General features: G+C 41.0%; 24 protein-coding genes. 20 read left to right on the top strand and 4 right to left on the bottom strand.

Annotated features, from left to right (window positions below; genetic code table 11):
* Window positions 1-312: 312 nt before the first annotated feature.
* The 3 genes from RM368_RS35380 to RM368_RS35370 all read right to left on the bottom strand — a co-directional run bounded on the left by RM368_RS35380 (window position 313) and on the right by RM368_RS35370 (window position 3,311).
* Window positions 313-1,209, bottom strand: coding sequence for an alpha/beta hydrolase (locus tag RM368_RS35380; protein ID WP_322698386.1), 897 nt, complete (start codon window positions 1,207-1,209; stop codon window positions 313-315).
* Window positions 1,210-1,368: 159 nt separating this feature from the next.
* On the bottom strand, window positions 1,369-1,578 hold the full coding sequence (locus RM368_RS35375) for a hypothetical protein (RefSeq protein ID WP_322698385.1): 210 nt from the start codon (window positions 1,576-1,578) through the stop codon (window positions 1,369-1,371).
* A 170-nt stretch (window positions 1,579-1,748) separates the two neighbouring features.
* A complete protein-coding gene (locus RM368_RS35370) occupies window positions 1,749-3,311 on the bottom strand; it encodes a deoxyribodipyrimidine photo-lyase (protein WP_322698384.1) in 1,563 nt (520 codons plus the stop codon).
* Between the two features lie 341 nt (window positions 3,312-3,652).
* Here RM368_RS35370 and RM368_RS35365 point away from each other — a divergent pair, with 341 nt between their 5' ends.
* Entirely contained in the window at window positions 3,653-4,405 is a 753-nt protein-coding gene (locus RM368_RS35365) for an SDR family NAD(P)-dependent oxidoreductase (RefSeq protein WP_322698383.1), read from the top strand.
* A 312-nt stretch (window positions 4,406-4,717) separates the two neighbouring features.
* The gene (locus RM368_RS35360) at window positions 4,718-4,993 is read left to right on the top strand and encodes an HU family DNA-binding protein (protein WP_322698382.1); all 276 of its coding nucleotides are present in this window, start codon (window positions 4,718-4,720) and stop codon (window positions 4,991-4,993) included.
* A 1,310-nt stretch (window positions 4,994-6,303) separates the two neighbouring features.
* On the opposite strand, the gene RM368_RS35355 is transcribed toward RM368_RS35360, so the two are convergent.
* Complete coding sequence (locus RM368_RS35355; RefSeq protein WP_322698381.1) at window positions 6,304-6,894, bottom strand: hypothetical protein; 591 nt, start codon at window positions 6,892-6,894, stop codon at window positions 6,304-6,306.
* Between the two features lie 326 nt (window positions 6,895-7,220).
* Between RM368_RS35355 and RM368_RS35350 the strand changes: the two genes are divergently transcribed.
* The 18 genes from RM368_RS35350 (at window position 7,221) to RM368_RS35265 (ending at window position 18,305) form a co-directional block, all read left to right on the top strand.
* Complete coding sequence (locus RM368_RS35350; RefSeq protein ID WP_322698380.1) at window positions 7,221-7,511, top strand: helix-turn-helix transcriptional regulator; 291 nt, start codon at window positions 7,221-7,223, stop codon at window positions 7,509-7,511.
* Window positions 7,512-8,072: 561 nt separating this feature from the next.
* Window positions 8,073-8,870 (top strand): hypothetical protein, encoded by a 798-nt coding sequence (locus RM368_RS35345; protein ID WP_322698379.1) that lies wholly within the window; start codon window positions 8,073-8,075, stop codon window positions 8,868-8,870.
* A 78-nt stretch (window positions 8,871-8,948) separates the two neighbouring features.
* Window positions 8,949-9,860 carry a hypothetical protein gene (locus tag RM368_RS35340; RefSeq protein ID WP_322698378.1) on the top strand — a complete coding sequence of 304 codons (912 nt, stop codon included), beginning with the start codon at window positions 8,949-8,951 and terminating at the stop codon, window positions 9,858-9,860.
* A gap of 237 nt (window positions 9,861-10,097) precedes the next feature.
* Complete coding sequence (locus RM368_RS35335; RefSeq protein ID WP_322698377.1) at window positions 10,098-11,075, top strand: DUF5895 domain-containing protein; 978 nt, start codon at window positions 10,098-10,100, stop codon at window positions 11,073-11,075.
* 239 nt (window positions 11,076-11,314) lie between these two features.
* Entirely contained in the window at window positions 11,315-11,599 is a 285-nt protein-coding gene (locus RM368_RS35330; protein ID WP_322698376.1) for a hypothetical protein, read from the top strand.
* Window positions 11,571-11,930, top strand: coding sequence for a hypothetical protein (locus RM368_RS35325; protein WP_322698375.1), 360 nt, complete (start codon window positions 11,571-11,573; stop codon window positions 11,928-11,930). Before RM368_RS35330 ends, RM368_RS35325 begins: the two co-directional genes overlap by 29 nt.
* 168 nt (window positions 11,931-12,098) lie before the next feature.
* The gene (locus RM368_RS35320) at window positions 12,099-13,172 is read left to right on the top strand and encodes a hypothetical protein (protein ID WP_322698374.1); all 1,074 of its coding nucleotides are present in this window, start codon (window positions 12,099-12,101) and stop codon (window positions 13,170-13,172) included.
* 126 nt (window positions 13,173-13,298) lie between these two features.
* Window positions 13,299-13,748: a DUF1257 domain-containing protein gene (locus RM368_RS35315; RefSeq protein ID WP_322698373.1), complete on the top strand. Its 450-nt coding sequence runs from the start codon at window positions 13,299-13,301 to the stop codon at window positions 13,746-13,748.
* Between the two features lie 3 nt (window positions 13,749-13,751).
* Complete coding sequence (locus RM368_RS35310) at window positions 13,752-13,958, top strand: DUF2997 domain-containing protein (protein ID WP_322698372.1); 207 nt, start codon at window positions 13,752-13,754, stop codon at window positions 13,956-13,958.
* 42 nt (window positions 13,959-14,000) lie between these two features.
* On the top strand, window positions 14,001-14,252 hold the full coding sequence (locus RM368_RS35305) for a hypothetical protein (protein WP_322698371.1): 252 nt from the start codon (window positions 14,001-14,003) through the stop codon (window positions 14,250-14,252).
* Window positions 14,249-15,871, top strand: coding sequence for an AAA family ATPase (locus RM368_RS35300; RefSeq protein ID WP_322698370.1), 1,623 nt, complete (start codon window positions 14,249-14,251; stop codon window positions 15,869-15,871). The genes RM368_RS35305 and RM368_RS35300 overlap by 4 nt, the downstream gene beginning before the upstream one ends.
* A gap of 84 nt (window positions 15,872-15,955) precedes the next feature.
* The gene (locus tag RM368_RS35295) at window positions 15,956-16,375 is read left to right on the top strand and encodes a hypothetical protein (protein ID WP_322698369.1); all 420 of its coding nucleotides are present in this window, start codon (window positions 15,956-15,958) and stop codon (window positions 16,373-16,375) included.
* Between the two features lie 13 nt (window positions 16,376-16,388).
* Window positions 16,389-16,949, top strand: coding sequence for a WGR domain-containing protein (locus RM368_RS35290; protein WP_322698368.1), 561 nt, complete (start codon window positions 16,389-16,391; stop codon window positions 16,947-16,949).
* Between the two features lie 197 nt (window positions 16,950-17,146).
* A complete protein-coding gene (locus RM368_RS35285; protein ID WP_322698367.1) occupies window positions 17,147-17,344 on the top strand; it encodes a hypothetical protein in 198 nt (65 codons plus the stop codon).
* Window positions 17,341-17,685, top strand: a complete 345-nt coding sequence (locus RM368_RS35280) for a hypothetical protein (protein ID WP_322698366.1) — start codon at window positions 17,341-17,343, stop codon at window positions 17,683-17,685. Before RM368_RS35285 ends, RM368_RS35280 begins: the two co-directional genes overlap by 4 nt.
* A 15-nt stretch (window positions 17,686-17,700) precedes the next feature.
* Entirely contained in the window at window positions 17,701-17,913 is a 213-nt protein-coding gene (locus tag RM368_RS35275; protein ID WP_322698365.1) for a hypothetical protein, read from the top strand.
* Window positions 17,914-17,920: 7 nt separating this feature from the next.
* On the top strand, window positions 17,921-18,160 hold the full coding sequence (locus RM368_RS35270) for a hypothetical protein (protein WP_322698364.1): 240 nt from the start codon (window positions 17,921-17,923) through the stop codon (window positions 18,158-18,160).
* Window positions 18,144-18,305, top strand: coding sequence for a hypothetical protein (locus RM368_RS35265; protein ID WP_190937372.1), 162 nt, complete (start codon window positions 18,144-18,146; stop codon window positions 18,303-18,305). Before RM368_RS35270 ends, RM368_RS35265 begins: the two co-directional genes overlap by 17 nt.
* The last annotated feature ends 169 nt before the right edge of the window (window positions 18,306-18,474 follow it).

Raw genomic sequence — 18,474 nt, 5'->3', positions numbered from 1 at the left:
CCCAGAATTGGAACTAGCTGCTTACGCAGTTGGTATTTTTCTACTTCTCTGTGCTATTGGTGTCACAAGTGGGCTTTGACATTTTTGTGAGGCGGGTTTCGGGAGTTGCGATCGCTAGGGGGATTAATTTATGCCACTGTTGAATGGAATAATTGCACAATTCAATCGCCGAATTGCATGATTTTATTTCTTATACCAAGTTGCCCGTTGAGTTTAAGAAAAGCCTTTTTCGTTATATTTGTCAAGTTGAGCAACAAAGAAACCTGACAAATGAGAATTTTAACTAATACTTTCAAAGTTCGCTTAAATCAATTAAAAATTACACTTATTCAAAAATTGCAAAATATGTTGAGATGTAATTTGCGGCTGTTCAATTTGAGGGGCATGACCACAGTTTTTAAGTTTTATTAATTGAGAATTGGCAATGGAGCGCTGAAATTTTTCTGCATCTCCAAGTGGGAGCATGTCATCAGCTTCTCCCCATAAAATCAGTGTTGGTTTTTCAACTTGGGCAATTCTATCTGCCAAGTTGGTATAACCTCCAGTTTTGACATAATCAATCATAGCATCATGCCAAAGTGGCATTTCTTGATGTAGCATGGCGCACTGAATTGCCAAAACTATTTGGGGATCAAAATTAGGTAAAACGCTACATAAGTTTAATGCCAATATGTGGCGCTGACGCAGGTATTCAACAGCCAAAAAGTCAAAAGGAGGAAATAAATATTTGCTAAAAGCAGGAGAACTAGTGTAACCTAAACTATTAATCAATACTAGCGATTTGACAATTTGAGGATAAGTAAGAGTAAAATCGATTGCAGCTGCACCTCCCATTGATGCGCCTACTAGTATGATTGGTCTATTGATTAAAGTTTTCCAAAAATTGTAAAGGTGAATTTTGATTGTAGTTGGACTGTAACTTATTTCTTTTTGTCTTTGTGTAAAGCCAAAACCTAACAAATCTACTGCCCATGTTTCATTTTGAGCAGCAAGTAATGGTAAAAGAAGGCGGAACTCAAGGATGGAACTGTCGAAGCCATGCAGTAATAAAATCGGTGTAACTCCCCTACCTTTGTGAATATACGTTGTCAAGATTGGCTGTTGACTAAGGGAAGTTGTCAAGGCAATTCTTTCAATACTTTTAACAAAAGCGATCGCCTCTATGTCTTTGAGTTGGTTAACTTGTGATGGCAGAAAATCAGGAAACATTATATTTATTTATAAACTACCTTATTTGCAGACTTAACCCATTCCATTAAAATTATGCCGATTCTCCACAATAGCTTCATCTTGCTCCCTCTGTTGTTGCAATATAAGAAATCACAATTCTTTTCCGCACTGAACATTTCTTAGCGATTTTTTTTCAAGTTATGTAAATAGCTGAACATTGCTGCAATCAAGGCATTTACGTGCCCGTAGCTTTTCACCTTCCCCCCACACAGCCCCATCAGCACGGAAATACACCCACTGACTTACTGATTCTCCAACGGTACGACCCCAAATAAAATTTTGTGAGCCGCAGATAGGACATGGCGTTTCTTGTGGGCTAAGGTTTTCGTGATTCGGTTGGTTGTTCATGAGCTTCCCCCGATAATTTCTGAGTGCAATCTTCAGGAGGCATTGCGCCAGAGTGCGATCGCTATCATTTGAGATTGAATTACCTGACTGATAATTTTATTTCCAACAATCATCACTGTAAAAGACTTTCTGTTATCCATTGGGTAAAAATATCGCGCACCATCTGTAATCTAGATAATGCTTAACTCTTGTGTCAGGGTAAGCTTTTGTTGATATTCTCTGTACTCTCTGTCTTTATGCTGCCAGTATTTTTCAACTGTTTCTTTAGCAGCGATTGCACTATCGTATTCATCTCCACCTTGGCTTAATAATCGCTGTTTGGTTAGCTTTCGTAAGTCAGAAACAACTTTGCCATTAACTTTACGCGTCTTTGACCAATCTAAAATTGGTTGTGGATAATAACTATTGTTAATGTATTTCTCCTGTTCAATTTCTGGTAAACTATAGCCCCGCAGTTCCGGTATCCAGTGGTAAATAAAGTCTCCTTGAGGGTCTTTTTCGGCAACATTCTTTGACGGATTATAGATGCAGAAAGTATCGCTCAGTGGATTCGTTGCACCAGCCTGCATCTGCCACTGCCAATTATTAATTGCTAAATCTCCATCTACTAAATAGTTCATATAATGTCTAGCGCCGTGATACCAGGAAATACCACAGTTGATAGTTAAAAACGTGGCACACATTGCCCTCATCCGAAAGTTCATCCAGCCCATCGTTTGAAGTTGCCGCATACTTGCGTCTACCAAAGGGAAACCTGTCATTCCTTGTTGCCATGCCTGGAATAATTCTTGTTTTGCTCCTGATAACGCTGATGGGATATATAGTTGATCAAATTCTGGATAACGGTTAGTGTAAGCAATTTCTGGATGAAAATAGAGTCGCTGCGTAAAACTATCATGCCAACGCAAACGGTCTCGAAATGTTTTGAGGGAAAATTCTGCTTTGGGTTGAGCTTTTAATTCTTCTGCTAAGGCTTTAGTGCTTTGGTAAACAGTGCGAGTTGAAATAGTCCCAAAAGTCAGGTGTGGTGATAAATGAGATGTTGCCCCAAGCTGTGAAAGCATTGGGCGAGAAAGTTTCCAATGGTATCCGTAATATCTTTTTTTGAGAAATGAGTCTAGTTTAGCTTGTGCTTGTGTTTCGCCCCCTGGAAAGTAAACTTTCTCTACTGCCCAAAAACGATGGTATTTTTGTTTAAGTTCTTCAAATGTTAACTGTGGTAGATTGAGCCTAATTTGAGGCGTATTAATAGTTGCTGGTGTTTTGTATTGAGATTGTCTTTGATAGGTGTAGTATTCCTTAAACCACTCGTCACGTTGCTGTGCTGATTGCAGAAAGTTGTTTAGTCCAATATGGTAATCAAGGTTTAACTGTTTGTAGAAATCAACTACGGTTTTATCCCGGCTGACACCGTACTCTACCTGCACATCACGGTTAAAGAAAAGTTTGGGTTTATATCCTGCAATGATTAACTGCCTAGTCAACTCTTGCACGATGTTTGTAGAATTACCTTCAAATAAGTACAGCTGACTACCTAACTTTTGCAGATTTGAGTTGAGATTTTCCAATGACTCAAACAAGAAGCGGACTCTAGCAGCTCCGACATCAGCCCAGGTATAAAACCAAGGGTCAATAATGAAGAATGGCTTTACTGCTACACCATTATCAGATGAAGAGGTGACAATTTCATTATCGGTTAAACGTAAATCCCGACGAAACCATAAAAGGTGCATGATATAACTAACTTATCATAGCCTACAATACATTTGTACCAATAATAATTTCTTTTGCTGTCGAAGTTGAGTGTCCATAATAAGATAGTGTTGGTTTGCAGCACCTGAAGCAGGGCGGTCACATCAGAATCAATAGGGGTGCTTTATTGCTAATAAGCTCAAATACAATCGCATTAAGCTATACTTATTGATAGCAGTTTAGGCGTTAGTCTAGCCCTTCACAGGTGTTGCTTTAAGGCTTGAAAAAGAAATCAAATGAAAAACGCTAATTTTTTCCTTGGTTTTTATGGTTAGTCGTGAGCAAGAGCAATTTAGATGCGTTTGTCCTGGAGGATAAGCCAGTGACCGAGTTTGCAAACAAGATAGCTATTGTCACTGGTGCAGCCAGAGGTCTTGGTGAAGCCATTGCTGTCAAGCTGTACGAAAACGGTGCGCGGATCGTTCTGGCAGACATCAATGCCGAAGGAGCGCAGGAAGTAGCTAGGCGGTTGGATTCATCTGGCAGGCGGACATACGTTATTGAAACTGATGTGTCTGACCATCGGGCTGTGGAGGCAATGGTAGCCGAAACGGTGGAGCGATTTGGCGGGTTGAACCTAGCAGTCAATAATGCTGGCTTTACCGGGCCGCATGGGATTAGTACCGCCGATTATGAGATTGAATGGTGGCATCGTGTGATTGCGACTAATATTAACGGCATTTTCTTTGGACTAAAATACGAAATTCCAGCAATCATCCAAAGTGGTGGTGGGGCAATTGTGAATATGTCATCTGCCGCGGGTGCGGTCGGAGTGGCGGGTATTGCTCCCTATGTCACTGCCAAGCACGGCATTATCGGTCTGACAAAGGCGGCAGCATTGGAATACGCAAATCAGGGCATCCGGGTGACTGCAATCGGGCCAGGTTATGTTGATACACCTCAGATGCAAGAGTTGCCAGAGTCAGCGCGAAAGCAGATGGCTGACTTGCATCCTTTAGGTCGCCTTGCACGAACTGAGGAAGTCGCAAACATGGTTAGCTTCCTATTGTCCGAGCAAGCCTCTTTCGTCACTGGCAGCTTCCACCTGATGGATGGTGGTTACACTGCCCTCTGATTACTAATTAATTGACTTGCGTGCAATCGCAATACATAATTTTTTCTTCTCTAATCTATTTCTCTAACTGCCTATTTTTAGCCAACCAAACACTTGAGAAATTGTAACTTTGACCAGACCTTACTAACCGAAGGATATGGTGGCTGCTGATAGAGCGCTGATGAAAGGAAATCTGGGAGACAGAGCAAGAATGCAGTAGTAACCGCGCATTATCAATTTTCGTATGTCGCTAGATTTTTACTCCTTTTTCCCTTTGCTAATAAGAGTTATTAATGCTAAATTTCCAATATTTGCAATACTTCAGGGTAATTTATGAATAAAGGTGAACTAGTGGATGTTGTAGCAGCCAAAGCCAACGTCACAAAAAAGCAAGCTGATGAAATCATCAGTGCTTTTTTGTCAGTAGTTATCGAAGCTGTAGCGAATGGAAAGAAGATAACACTGGTAGGGTTTGGGTCATTCAAGCGACGCGAACGCTCAGAGCGTGAGGGACGTAATCCCAAAACTAATGACCCAATGACAATTCCAGCTACTAGAGTTCCTGCGTTTTCTGCTGGCAAGGCGTTTAAAGAAAAAGTAGCGCCATAGATGAATTGCTCTATCACTAGCAATTCAATCACTGCAAAGCTGTAGCAATTGCTGTTCTCAAGAGAGGATATGGCAATTTAGGGGAAATGTGAGTATTAAATTGCGGATGTTGCAGATGGCAAAGACGCGCAAGCGGCAAGCCGAGTAACATCGCTTACGATTACTGCTTAGTGCTACGATTGCTGAGTCCAAATTTACTTACATATACAAAAAAAGTTGTTTGAGCTATTAGAATTCCGAGTGCTGTACCTGCAAATGCTGCCTGAGCTTGAAAAATTGCAAGCTCATGAAGGTTTTGGGGTTTAGGCCCGAATTCTAGATGGAATTGCCATCTTGCTGCTTGTGGGTTGGTAAGAAAACTCAGAAATAGACTTAGAATATAGCCAAGAACCGTAAATAATAAAGCTGTAGGAATAGTCAGTTTTAAGTTTTGAAAGAGTAACGAGCGCATGGAGAAAATTGTTTAACTTTAAAGTTTTTACAACTATTCTGATAGTTACACAATTAATGAATTAATTACGAATTACCAATTAGTAATTATTTAGATAGTGCCTGAATTTTCCCCTGGTAAGCAGTTGCTCCCAAAAGTAGCGCCATAGATGCATTGCTTTACCACTAGCAATCTAATCCGATGCAAAGCCGTAGCACTCGCTGTTTTTCAGGCCGCATGGGGCAACGGTAGGGACAACGTGAGTGTGGAATTGTAGATGTTACACAAGTGCGATCGCTGTGTTGATTTTGGGCATTTTAAAATAGTGTTTACTGAGTAGGGCCGAATTACTGTGATTTTACCCCCTGCGTGACCAAATTTTGAACCATAACGTGACCAAAAGTTAACGTAATTTCAAGCTTTTGAGCCAATCAATAACTTAGCTTTGTGAATCAAATTATGTCCGTGTGTTTTAAATGTGAACCATAATACGACCAAAAGTTTTATTTTTAGACTTGGTAAAAAATGCCGAGCAAGACACACTAATTTAGTCGAAAATTTTAAACTTTCGGTCAAAATATAATTCAAAATGTCCACAATATGGTTCAAAAATATGTTTCGCCAAAAATTGAGTGATAAAGCGATCGCCTGAAATCTGAATTTTTATTTCTCTCCCATCACGGTACGGTACAAATGAACTATTTGACCATGTTCCCTGCTGTAATTAAGTTTTGAGTTTTTTGAACTCCATTTATAGCTTTGAACTATATGTTGTCCTAGTACAAAGTGAAGTATTTCGTGACCGTTTGGCTAAATTATCGTTCAAATCACAATTACCTACTCTTTTGCTCTGACTTTTGAGGTTGTGATCTGTGTCTTGTTATTCAATAAAGCCTATATGATTAGTAATCTCATTAGTTAATTGCTTAGAGGCAACTGTTGTTTGCTTGCAGACTGTGAGGATGCGTTGGTCGTTAGCGCTAATAAGTTTGATTTGATGAAAATTAGATAGGTTAATTTTCATATTTTCAGTTTTTGCTTTATTGGAACTAAGTGATTTAGCAGAAACTGTGTTGTTATTCTGTTTTCCTGTAAAGCAACTAAACTCAGAATTAGGATAGTACAAAGCTCCGACAATATTTCCTTGTTGACGTTGTAATAATAAGTAGGCTTTCCCAATTTGATTAGGTTTAGGAGTTTCGCCGTATAAATATGTTCCATCAACAAATGGAGCCGATTTGGTTGAGCTATTTGGCAAGCTTTGTCCACTTGAAGAAGGAATTTCTAAACCGACTAAAGCTAAAGAAAGCAATATAAATGCCGCACTTTTCTGGAGTTTTGTGCTAACAGTTGCAGGTAGATTCATTTGTTTTTTCCTTGCGTTACTGTTGGTTGTACCTACCTTAAACCTCTTGTCGTTTGTATAAATCTTTCTGTCGGTAGAGATTAGGGTAGCAATATCAATTTTCAAACCCTTCCACGATTACTGCTGGTGAGAGCCATTCTTAAACCTTGCCTGGATTCTCAAAGCGGCGTTAAGTAGTTTTAGATTTCGGTTTCTTATCTTTACGGCAATGAATTCTTTGTAAGTTTCACTTGACCTTGAGGAAATTAACCGTAAGTGTCTTTGAACAGGTGTTGTGTTTCTCCAGTTGACGCAGACTAAAATAATCGCATTGCTAATGGGCAAGCGATCGCTTTCACCTTTGCTTGGTGTAGCCTTATGGTTGACACCAGTATATTAATCATATTATCATGTCAACTGGCGAGCGCAGTGAAAATAAAATTAAAGTAAAAATGAATATCACAGTAGATGTAACACCCATCGCTGCGTTTAGGTGGAATGAAGAAAATGCCCAAAAACTCAGGGAGCTAAGAGACAAAGCTGGATATAGTAGACAAAAGCTATCTGATGTTGTGGGAGTTTCTGTGGCTTATATTCAGCAGCTAGAGACTCCTCACGTCTTTATTAACAAACCAAAAAAACCAACTCAGATGACTGTTAGTACAGAAATTCTAGAGAAACTTTGTGCTGCTTTAGATGGGGATATCACTTCACTTATTTGGAACATAGATTACAACAGCTAAGAGAATTATCTACTACGCTCACCAGCTAAAAGTGCTTGACAAGCACTGGTGAGCGTAGTAATATAGTAATCATAAGAGAGGAGACGAGCGCGATGCCTCTTTTGAAAAACAAAGAAGCGCTCAAAATTCAACCCTTATAAATCGAGTTAATCACGAAACCTAAAACCAGCCGCCACCGGGACTAGCAGCCGGAAGCCAAAAACTTGTATTGCTCAAGCCACCGGAGATGATTCCGATGACCAACCAAGTCTAAAAACTGGTTGTAAAAAACTTCAATTTTTGCAGAACAAAGGCGATTATGAACTCCTCAATCGCCTTTTCAATTGTTACCACGCGGCTGTACAGAGGACACGGTAAATCCCAATATCTTCTCTACAGCTTTGTGCTGTCTGATGTTTTGACATCAGTTAATACGTTTTACCCTTGAACACTTTTATAAGGCTTCGCCAATTCTAGATTGAGAGTGTTGTGCTTGCACAACAAACTGACTAATAAAAATAGGGCGATCGCCGCTCTGGAAAAGTATGCGATCGCCCTTTTACCCATTTAGAGGTATTTCTAATGATTACACAAATTTCAGCCCCTACACCAACAAAAGATCCGCTAACGAACAGCGATCGCCAAATCATCGCAACCATCGTCAATCAGTCGGACTACTCAAAAGAGTGTAAGCCCGAAGATGTAGTGACTATCTGGATAAACTCGGATGATATCGTGTGGGTAAAAATGATCCACGGCTATGCTCGTTACCACAAACAATCTTTCAAACGCGCTGTTGCAGAGGTAAAAGCGAGTCTTTCTGCTCCAGTAGAGCGCAATCACAAGGAAGAAAAGGAATTAAAACAAGCTTCTGAGAAAATAGGCTTGTTAGGTGATTGTGATTGGCTATCGTTGAGCGTCCAGTACTATCCTGACAAGTTAATTGGTCATGCTGGCTGTTATATCTCTCACAAGGCTCGAATATTAACGCCATCGGCTGAATGGGACTTCACCCTGCCGAAGTGGAATATGCCTGCTGCCATCTGTCCAGATTGTGGTGGGCATGGGTGCGGTAACTGTGGGTATCGCGGTACTCGTGCAGAAGACTTGTGTACGCCAGTGGACGGCTATCGACTGACCTATGTAGGATGCACTGACCTCCAGACGGCTCACAATGTATATCTGGATGGTGAGTTCTTGGGCATACTCTTCAAGGTCAGAAATGCTGATGAGTTATGGGAAAACGACCCCAAGACCTACTATTGGCGGTGTGGGGATGGAGTACGGTACTGGAGTGTGAAAGAGGCTGTAGAAGCACTGTCCAGGGCAACTGCTCCGATTGAACTGCCGCAAGTTTGTCGAGAGTTGATAGCAGCGTAAGTAAAATGGTAGGTTTTAATGCCCACCATGTAACCATAACCAACCCTTGTAAAATAAAACACAGTTCGCTCTTACAAAATGACCCAACAACCTCACCAACCTCACGACAAATTTGCCAAGGAATTTTTAGAAGAGCTACTGGCTCCTTTGGGTGAAGTGAAAATTAACAGGGAAGTAACAGATGCAACAAGATTTGTAGATGTATTATTTTTACCTTCCCCACAAGCCCAAGCGGAAAATCTAGGATTGCTGGGAAGAATTGCTCTACTCAATACAACGCTACTGGAACCATTTTGGAATCAGCCCAGCAGGACGGAAGTACGTAACTGTTTCATGAAGTTGTTCACTGTGATTGCGGATTCTCAGCGCAAAGCCAAAAGAGAAGAAACTACCATTAGCGAAGATGATTTAGCTCGTTTGTGGATTTTGACACCTAGTGCTTCAGCCTCTCTGTTAGCAGATTTAGAGGTTAAGCTAGACTTAGAAAAGTGGATGACTGGAGTTTACTTTTTTCAAGAATGTTTCAGAGGCGCGATAATAGCGATCAACGAGTTACCCGTCACAGAAGAAACTCTATGGTTCAGGCTTTTGGGAAGAGGCACAGTACAACAGCTTGCAGTAAGTGAACTGGTTGCCCTTCCACCAGAGAATCTTGTCCGCCGTAATGTTCTTGAAATGGTTTACAGGTGGCGTATAAGCGTGATGACACAAACCGATTTAACTGAAGAAGATCAGGAGTTAATTATGAATTTAACAGAAGCTTATCAAGAAGCAAGAGCGCAAGCGGTACAGGAGGGAGTAGAGCAAGGAGTACAACTTGAACGCCGTCAAGTTGTAGAAAACTTGTTAAGATTCCGGTTTGGTTCTGTAGATGAAGAACTTTCAAAAGTAGTCGATAGTTTATTGCAGTTAACACCAGAAGAATTTACTCCCCTATGTCTTGAATTATCTCGTGAAGATTTGCTAGCAAGATTTAATCCACATCAATAATCCGTACAAAGCAAATAATTAGTAATAAAAAGCGCTTTTGTAGTAACAAGAGCGCTGTTTTATTGGCTCTGTACTTGATAGATACATCTGAAATCAACGGCTTCGCCAATGAGAGAGTGAAATCTGTTGATATTAAACAATGACCTATCAAGAAAATAATGCAGAATTACCCACTCAGAATTAAAGCTTCGCTTATTTTTTGCGAAAACTAACATTAAAGAAAGGCAAGCAGCTACTATGACAGCTTTTGACTTTGATTCTGCTCAACACAAGGCATACGAAAAAACCCCAGCAGCAAAGAGTATTCCTTCACCCGCAGGCATTTGGATTGCTTACGAAAATCAACAATTAGCAGGATGGTACGAAAATAAAGAACTAGTTGGTGGGAAACAATACAAAGTTCTTACTAATAAGTTGGACGAAAACGATGAAAAGATAGGTATTCCTGGCGCTCTCTATAGACAACCACGAATACTTGTGATTGGGCGATCGCCTCTGCTATACGGAAACGATAGAAAGGTGATTGGAGTTTGGCGTAGCAGCGATGGTTTGGACAAAAACGCTTACAAATTCGGTAGGCGGTATATGGTGATTTTCGTCGATGCCCAAAATCAACCTCTTCATATCGCACCAGTACAAATAACTGCTTGGGGAGTGTTTCAAGTTTCGTTTGATCAACAACTAATGGCATTCCGTGAAACCTGCGAACAAGCTTATGCAAGTTTTCAAGGCAAACATCACCAACCGAAGAATTTACTTTGGCATTCGATGTGGGTATTTTGTCCCACATTGAAAACAGAGAAACGTGAGAAAGGGGGGCAAACTTCCAATGCCTGTGTCTGTAACGGATACGAAAAGCCAACTGCGCTCAACTGGGAAAGTTATTGTATTGGCAAGAAACCAATAGCTCAAGAAATTGCCCTTGTGCATAATTCCGTCAGCGATTGGTGGAAAAAAGGATTGCCTAACAATAACTTACCAAAGCATACGTCTCATGCACTAGATCGCAATCAATTGATGATGGAGTCACAACGATTGATTGAAGCTTTAGGTTGGGGCGAGGAAAAGGGCAAACAGTTTCTTATAGAGAACTATGGCAAAAAAGGAAGACAGTTACTAACTAACGAAGAATTTGCTAACTTCGTCAACAAATTGCAGTCTATGCAAGCAAATTATGACGATGAAGTTGGTTACTGGGAGGATGTGTCTTCTTAATAACCAAATACTTATTGAGGTGATTGCAGCAATTGCGTTCGCCTTTATGCTTCCCTACTTGCCTTCGATGAGGGAAGCATATTTGATCAGTTCTCAAGTCTTATCTACAGCTAATAAAGAAGGGACAGGGGAAAAGGTAAAAACCTTGCTTTTCTAAGGATAATTTAATTCATGAATCCCTTTCCCCTTTCCCCATCTTTTGATTGGGCTGTACGTATTTCAATCATTTAAAATACCCCATGACTATTACAATCGTTCACCCCAGTATCAAAAACTTACAGCAGTTTTCTGACTCGTTTGACATTGAGAAACTATTGCAATCTGAAGGAGTTCTGCCGTGGCTTCTAGCAAATGGCTGGAACTACGATGATGAATCTTGTTTAATTGCCAATATTATCGATGAGTCAACAAGTTTTGATGAAGTTTTGAACTCTGAAGAGTTTGATTTTAATGTTCTGTCAGATGAATCAAAGAAGAAATTGAATCAGATTATGCGTGAAAAACTCTACAGTCAGGCTGATTAAATCTGACTGTAGAGAAAAATCGATTCCACAACAAATTATGGCACACTTCACTGCTACTAAGATGGAAACAAATTTGATCAAACTGTATGACGCGACACTGTTAAGCTCATCAAAAGTTTACCAAATTAATGGTACACATTGTCGATATTTGGGAGATGAGGGTAGCATCCAACATCCACAGTATCTATTTCTCCCTCTGCCAAATCAAAGAAAAAAAGCCAGCTTTCGGCTAAATCGAAACAAACTTATGACTCGGTGTTATGAAGTCGAAGGCATGGTTTATAAAAAGCCTGTGGTACAGGATAATTCGCAGCAACTTCAGCTATTTTAAGCCATGTCCATACATAAACCACCAGTCATTAAAAGACATATTCGCCTACAGAATAGCTCTACAAAAGTAATCTATAGAGCTACTTCAGACATTCGCTCTCTTGAGAAATCACCACAAAGAAAGCTTCGCTTAATCGAAAGTGAAAAATAATGATTGAGGTCAATAATAATGGTACAAGTAATCGACAACACTATCGCTACAAATTTCCTAACTGATGCAGTAGTCGAGCGCCACAATTTCTCACAATTAAATAAAACTCGCATTAGATTTCGCATTCAGCTAAAGAAAAGTACAAAGTCTGCCGCTCCTAAATGGACAGATGTACTAAAAGCTGAAGTTTCTGAAATCGAATCAGACCTTGTGAAAGTTACTAATTCTGAAGTAGGTTTGCGGGGTATCAAGGTATTTAAGAAATTGGATGAAGCTGCTGGCCAATTGAGGCAAGAGATTGCTTCAGTTCAAGAGTGGATGAGTAGTGATACTGGTGATTGGATTTGTCCGATTGATTTAGCTCCACTCGTGTGGAATCAGTTAATCAATATTAGGGATAATGTAGCTCCCAGTTTAAGGAATCAGCTTAAAGTTGATTACGAAACAGGGTTGCTTGATTACCAAGAGCGGATTGATCAGTTCCTCTCACTTAACACTTGGGAATTAGCACAGGATAAGCAAGAGTCAGTCAAAGCCAACTTGTTAAGAGCATTCCCGACTCTGACCGACCTTGAAGACTATTTGCAAGTCGTCATTGGTCGTCCGGTAATTATCCCGGCATTGTCTGAACAACTGAACCAGCAGCAAGCCGAATGTCTAGACCAGATTACCAAGTTCATTCAGCAGTATGACCAAAATCTGGAGCAAAGGCTACGGGAATCTGCTCTAGCTGGCGGTGAACAACTCGCCGCACAGTTGCTTGAAGAGTTGGCTGATTGGGAACCAGGGAGGAAACCCATACAGTTTAAAAGGAAAATGGAGCGTCATCTGATGAAGGTTCAAGTGCTACTAGCAAACGCTTCACCGGAGGCTGGCAGTAGCTTGGAGGCGATGATGGCGCACTTGGACTCTATCGTTAACGATCCAGCGATTGAGTCTAAAAATCTTGGTTCTGATACGCGCAGTCAATTGCAGCAAAAAATGCAAGAGATCCGCACCAAGTTGTTAGATGAACAACGCAATCTACAATCACTTGCAGCTGACGACGTGGGCTTATCGAAAGCTACGGTCATGTCTTTCAAGTTTAGGTAAAAAACAGTCTTGGGCGAAGGTGCATCGCTCAAGACTAACTAATGAATTGGAAATGTGGTGTTCACCTCTGGGGTGTTCACCTCAAAAAGGATATCTCACTTCTACTGCTATAGGGACAAAATTCTCATGTCACACTTCTCAACTGTTAAAACCAAACTCACTAATCGTGAATGTCTTATTTTTGCACTCACGGATCTAAACCTATCACCGCAAGTTCACCAAACAGCACAGTCACTAAAAGGATACTACGGTGGCTCTCAAGGACAAAGCGCTGAAATCATCGTATCTGGTCGCACAATTCAAGCCCGTGCAGACATCGGGTTCAAATGGAATCAGTCAAGCGGCGTGTACGAGATAATACACGACAGTTACGAAACAGTTCCGAAGTTGGGACAAGACTTTTTCAGTAATAAACTAATGCTGGCTTATGGACAACGGATGGTGAGAGCTAAAGCTGCCGAATTACAAGAAAAATTTGGGGAGTGTGCGATCGCAGAATCTACTAACGGTACTGTGCAAACCCTACGCCTAACCTTTGCCGGACATCAAGAAATACAACAATATGCAAGGAGATAAACTATGGAACGTTCAATACTGATTCATTTTGATTCAGCTACAGGTGAAGTACGAGTTGAGGCAGAAGGTTTTGAGGGTTTGAGTTGCTTGTCAGCGACACAGCCGTTTGAGGAGGCATTGGGAGTTGTCGAAGGCGATCGCACTTTCAAGGAAGAATCAGCACCACAGCTTCGGACTACGAACAGCACTCAAACACGTTTACGTCAGTAATGAACATGGGGGAATCAACTTTCATCCCCCTTAAAAAGAATCATGAACGAATTAGCTAAAGAATACCCATTTGTTCACATTTACGCACAACAGAAAACACGCCAGCCCGTGATTATCAAAGCGAATACTGAAGGGCTATGTGTGCTATTGAATGCCATAGTAACAGCGATCGCCTACCAAGCGAACAACGGTATAGCAGAGGTTTTCGACGGCGATGCCGAAGTTTATGAAATAGTCGTGAGACTTGTTAATACTCACGATGAACTAGCTCCACTACCTTATCAAAAACAATGAAACTCTCAAATCTTCTTTCCACACTCGATTCACAGATTCCCATTGCTGCGGTTGATGTGCTGTCTCCTGATGAAGCGACAATTATTCAGTGGTTAACTGCTGAAGCTAACAACAAGCTATCAAGTCCGGTGTTTTTCTGGAATCTGGGAGTATCAACCTTAGAGCAATGTTTAATCGCAGCAGATGGTGGACTGGTGTTTAAGCCAGTGCCAGAGTATAAGAAACCACCACAGGCTGATCCACTACTGTTTGTGTTCGACTACATTGCTAACTTTAGTGGGAATGGTGTATTTATCCTCGGAGATATTCACCCCTTTATTGCTAAGAACTCACCTCAATTATCATGGGAGATTTTAAGTAAGGTAAAAAACCTTTACCACAGGTTAAAACCCACAGATAAACGCATTGTCTTGTTGGGTCAGAACATACAGCTACACGAGTCTCTAGTCAGATTGATTCCTTATTGTGAAGTCCCTTTGCCTAGTATTGACCAAATACTTGAACACATCAATTCTTATTTACACGACTTACAACAATCAGCGATTGAACAGGAATTAACTTTCACTATTTCCTTAGAACATGCTGAAAAAGAAACTCTTTCTCGTGCAGCACTGGGTTTAACCCTGGAGGAAATTAGTGATTTTCTGCGGTTAACAGTCAAAGAAAACTTAACTAATGATGGTGTCGTAGTTGACACTGACTTTATCCCCAAAGCCGTCGAGTACAAAACTCGACTACTGTCTCAAATGGGTATCGAGTTGGGTAAACCAGCTACCATCCCATTCGGTGGACTCGATCTACTGCGTGATTGGTTGAATCGTCGGCGGCGGCTGTTCACACAAGAGGCACGAAGTCTTAGCTTACCCCAACCCAAAGGGGTGTTACTAGCTGGCCCACCCGGAACGGGTAAAAGTCACTGCGCCAAAAACATTGCTAGTATACTCAATTTGCCACTTCTGCAACTCGACATTGCGTCCCTTTTAGGTTCACTCGTTGGCGAATCCGAAGGTAATGTTAAACGCGCACTGAAAACAGCTGAAGCGATCGCACCTTGTGTCTTGTTTATTGATGAGGTGGAAAAGGCGCTTTCTGGTCAGGGTGATACTTCAGGTGTTAGTCAAAGGATTCTTGGAACTTTGCTTACGTTCATGAGTGAGTGTACTGCTGGGGTGTTTATAGTTGCAACCTGCAATGATCCATCAGCACTACCAAGTGAGTTTAAGCGCAAAGGTAGGTTTGATGAGGCTTTCTTTGTTGATCTTCCCACAGAACCAGAGCGAGTCCAGATTCTGGGGATTCATCTACAACGTTTTGGCATTCACTTGGAATCGGAGTACCTCGAAGCGATCGCAGCTAATACCGCAAAGTTTTCAGGCGCAGAACTGGAAACCCTTGCTTCGGAAACTGCTCTGCTGGCATTCGATGAGGATAGATCGCAGCAGGTAACACTTGCTGATCTGGAAACCTGCCGTCAAACCATTACCCCACTTGCGATTCAGGACGCTGCGGCAGTTGAACGAATGCAATCCTGGGCATCCACCGCACGACGGGCTAGTAGTCCTGTACAAGCGGCGAAAACTCAATCCTTGCGTGCTGCTAAGTTTCGGAATATGAACTGATGAAATAATCCTGGGTAAAGGGGAAAGGAATGAAGAAAACACTCTTTCCCCAACCCCAGTTCCCCTTTCCCTTCTTGATGGCGATTGTCTCCTGATTTTACAGGGGCGATCGCTTTCTCAAATCCAACAATCAGTAAAAGAGAAGGTGAAAAAAAGATGACAACAGATTTAGTAACTTATTACGGTCAAACAGACTTGATTAACCGACTGGTTGAGAATTATGGCGCATATTTAGAGAAATTAAACAGAGAAACAAAATTGTTGCTTCGGACGGTGTTAACAAATTATGTATTGATGCGAGAAAGGCATGAGCCGAGCAGTTACACACTAATAGAAGCTTCTAGGGATGCACTTTTTGTCACATTTCTGGGTATGGATACGCCACAACTTTTGGTAGATATTTGCTCACAATTAAATGGGCTAACAACACACGAAGCGGAAACAATACTTGAAGCTCTACAACATCAAATTAGATGGGGGAACGCCCGTCAAGTCGTGAATTGACAAGATAAGAAACATGGAAATCTATTTAGTCTTTGTTGATGCTATCAAGAACAGCAATAAATTCTGGAGTGCCAAGGTCGAAAATAACAATTTAATTGTTGAATGGGGACGAGTTGGTTACAAGTTTCAGACTAAAACTCATTCTTTAATGAGTAATCAAGAGGCTGTTCTCAAATATCGGAATCTGGTAGCCGAAAAAATGATGAAAGGCTATAGAAGAAGTCAGCCCCAAATCGATAGTAATTGTGATATTTACGAAATTGAAAAAGCGATTCAACTGTTAGATATACTACGTCCTTGTGTTGCCGAACGTAAATTCAATGATATTTACGTTAATGCTCTCAATCAATATCTAAAAATAGTGCCAACACCTTTAGGGATGCAAATTGATTACCACAGAGTTTACCGCACAGTAGCAGATATTGACTATCAGCGAGAGTTACTTGATTCTCTGTTAGCAACACCTGCACCACAAGCTGCTGCGGTGGCTGCTGGTCATGCCCCTGAAGCAACAGCAGAAACGGCAGTTGTCAGTCTCAAGACTATCAGTAAGAACTTCTGGCGACATTTGTAATTTTAGAAGCGTCACTGTGTAAGAAAAGCCAAAGCATACAAGCACTCTGCAACAAATCAATTTGACGAACTGGAGAATTTCTAATAACTGAAATTCACCTTTTAAATTCACAAATAATTTAGTCAAGCATTAATACTGCTTGGCTATTTTTTTCACCCAGCGCTTTGCTTCCTACAAACCACAACAGGAAAGACATTATGCCTAAAAAAGCGAACCCAGTCCCAAAAGACCATTCCCAATTATGTCTTCAGTACCTCCGCCGTTGCGGTGGCAGCGCTCGGTTATGCAGTATCAATTTTAGCTTGGGAGTAATTCAAACATTGGTCAATCAAAGAAGAGTAAAGATTACGAATACAGGTGCAGGTTTCTATGTTCAATTGGAGGATATAAAATGACTAATCACAAACAAGTTGTTTACCAATCTCAATTAGAACACAAGAGTAAAATGGTTTTTCGTCGCCGTATTAAGAGAAGATTCAACCCCAGAATTATTCTCGACCGCACCATAGAAACAACTGCAATTGTCTCTCTGCTCTTAACTGGATTCTCTGGAGTAGGGGCAATGGGGTGCTGGGGGCTAGAAGTAATCGAGTCCAATGCTGACCGCAATATAATCATCTCTGGTTGGGAGCAACAGAAAAATATTTGCCTGGGTGCAATGTTGGTCAGTTTTTTTGCATTCTTAGGCAGTTCTTTAGTCGGAGCAAGCCTCAGTATTCAACAAGATAAATTTTAGGGAAAGAAACGGGCAATGAAAGAGTACAAAACTAAACATGGCGGCTACAAAATCGAGACTACGGAATTATCAGATGGTGCTGTAGATGTTCATGTGGGAAAAACAGAACTGCTAAAAACAACTTGGGCTACTCCTACGACTCAAACATTTGATAATCATACCCAGGCTGTTCGTCACGCCAAAAATGCTATTGATAACGGCGAAATCGATTCAGTTTTTCAAGGTTAAAACACTAATGGAAATCAAGTTAACTACATCAGAGATTCGGACTATCTTACAAGGCTGTCAACATACATTGCGGCTTGTTGGCAGTAGCCGAGATTATTGCAACATTCAGTCTTCGCAGTATTTCTCTACATCAAAAAATGTGGTGCTAAATGATGCGTTCAATATTTTAGGAGAAATAGTGGATGCAATTGATCAGGTGGAGCAAATTAATCAACAAGGAGAACCTAAATATGGAGCAGGAAATTAAAAATGCAGTCGGTTTGGGTAGCCCAGAACTGGTAATAGAGTCAAAATCGGAGCCGGAACCAAAACCGGAACCAAAACCAACAGTAACGATTTATGATTTTGCCGCTCTGTTATCTAAGCACGAACCACCCAAAAAACAGCAATAAATATGAAACGACCAGTTTTTCTCTCTTGTATTAGTGCAGCAGCAGCATCAAGATTATGTGCAGAAGCAACAGAATTTGATTGCTGCGATTGCCGAAATCTGTGTTTCTCCGATCCAGGAAGTACAGGCGCTGCGGATTCTGATTTATCGGGGAGAAGCAGCTTGTCGGC

The organism is Nostoc sp. DedSLP03 (assembly GCF_034530815.1).
Lineage (GTDB): Bacteria > Cyanobacteriota > Cyanobacteriia > Cyanobacteriales > Nostocaceae > Nostoc.
The sequence above is the reverse complement of the archived record's forward strand: the minus strand, read 5'-3'. Positions and strand labels throughout refer to the sequence as shown.

Bases quoted from the DNA above. Each gene is read 5' to 3' on its own strand.
- RM368_RS35380 (WP_322698386.1), bottom strand. From the start codon at position 1,209: ATGTTTCCTGATTTTCTGCCATCACAAGTTAACCAACTCAAAGACATA.
- RM368_RS35375 (WP_322698385.1), bottom strand. From the start codon at position 1,578: ATGAACAACCAACCGAATCACGAAAACCTTAGCCCACAAGAAACGCCA.
- RM368_RS35370 (WP_322698384.1), bottom strand. From the start codon at position 3,311: ATGCACCTTTTATGGTTTCGTCGGGATTTACGTTTAACCGATAATGAA.
- RM368_RS35360 (WP_322698382.1), top strand. From the start codon at position 4,718: ATGAATAAAGGTGAACTAGTGGATGTTGTAGCAGCCAAAGCCAACGTC.
- RM368_RS35350 (WP_322698380.1), top strand. From the start codon at position 7,221: ATGAATATCACAGTAGATGTAACACCCATCGCTGCGTTTAGGTGGAAT.
- RM368_RS35345 (WP_322698379.1), top strand. From the start codon at position 8,073: ATGATTACACAAATTTCAGCCCCTACACCAACAAAAGATCCGCTAACG.
- RM368_RS35340 (WP_322698378.1), top strand. From the start codon at position 8,949: ATGACCCAACAACCTCACCAACCTCACGACAAATTTGCCAAGGAATTT.
- RM368_RS35335 (WP_322698377.1), top strand. From the start codon at position 10,098: ATGACAGCTTTTGACTTTGATTCTGCTCAACACAAGGCATACGAAAAA.
- RM368_RS35330 (WP_322698376.1), top strand. From the start codon at position 11,315: ATGACTATTACAATCGTTCACCCCAGTATCAAAAACTTACAGCAGTTT.
- RM368_RS35320 (WP_322698374.1), top strand. From the start codon at position 12,099: ATGGTACAAGTAATCGACAACACTATCGCTACAAATTTCCTAACTGAT.
- RM368_RS35315 (WP_322698373.1), top strand. From the start codon at position 13,299: ATGTCACACTTCTCAACTGTTAAAACCAAACTCACTAATCGTGAATGT.
- RM368_RS35310 (WP_322698372.1), top strand. From the start codon at position 13,752: ATGGAACGTTCAATACTGATTCATTTTGATTCAGCTACAGGTGAAGTA.
- RM368_RS35305 (WP_322698371.1), top strand. From the start codon at position 14,001: ATGAACGAATTAGCTAAAGAATACCCATTTGTTCACATTTACGCACAA.
- RM368_RS35300 (WP_322698370.1), top strand. From the start codon at position 14,249: ATGAAACTCTCAAATCTTCTTTCCACACTCGATTCACAGATTCCCATT.
- RM368_RS35290 (WP_322698368.1), top strand. From the start codon at position 16,389: ATGGAAATCTATTTAGTCTTTGTTGATGCTATCAAGAACAGCAATAAA.
- RM368_RS35285 (WP_322698367.1), top strand. From the start codon at position 17,147: ATGCCTAAAAAAGCGAACCCAGTCCCAAAAGACCATTCCCAATTATGT.
- RM368_RS35280 (WP_322698366.1), top strand. From the start codon at position 17,341: ATGACTAATCACAAACAAGTTGTTTACCAATCTCAATTAGAACACAAG.
- RM368_RS35275 (WP_322698365.1), top strand. From the start codon at position 17,701: ATGAAAGAGTACAAAACTAAACATGGCGGCTACAAAATCGAGACTACG.
- RM368_RS35270 (WP_322698364.1), top strand. From the start codon at position 17,921: ATGGAAATCAAGTTAACTACATCAGAGATTCGGACTATCTTACAAGGC.
- RM368_RS35265 (WP_190937372.1), top strand. From the start codon at position 18,144: ATGGAGCAGGAAATTAAAAATGCAGTCGGTTTGGGTAGCCCAGAACTG.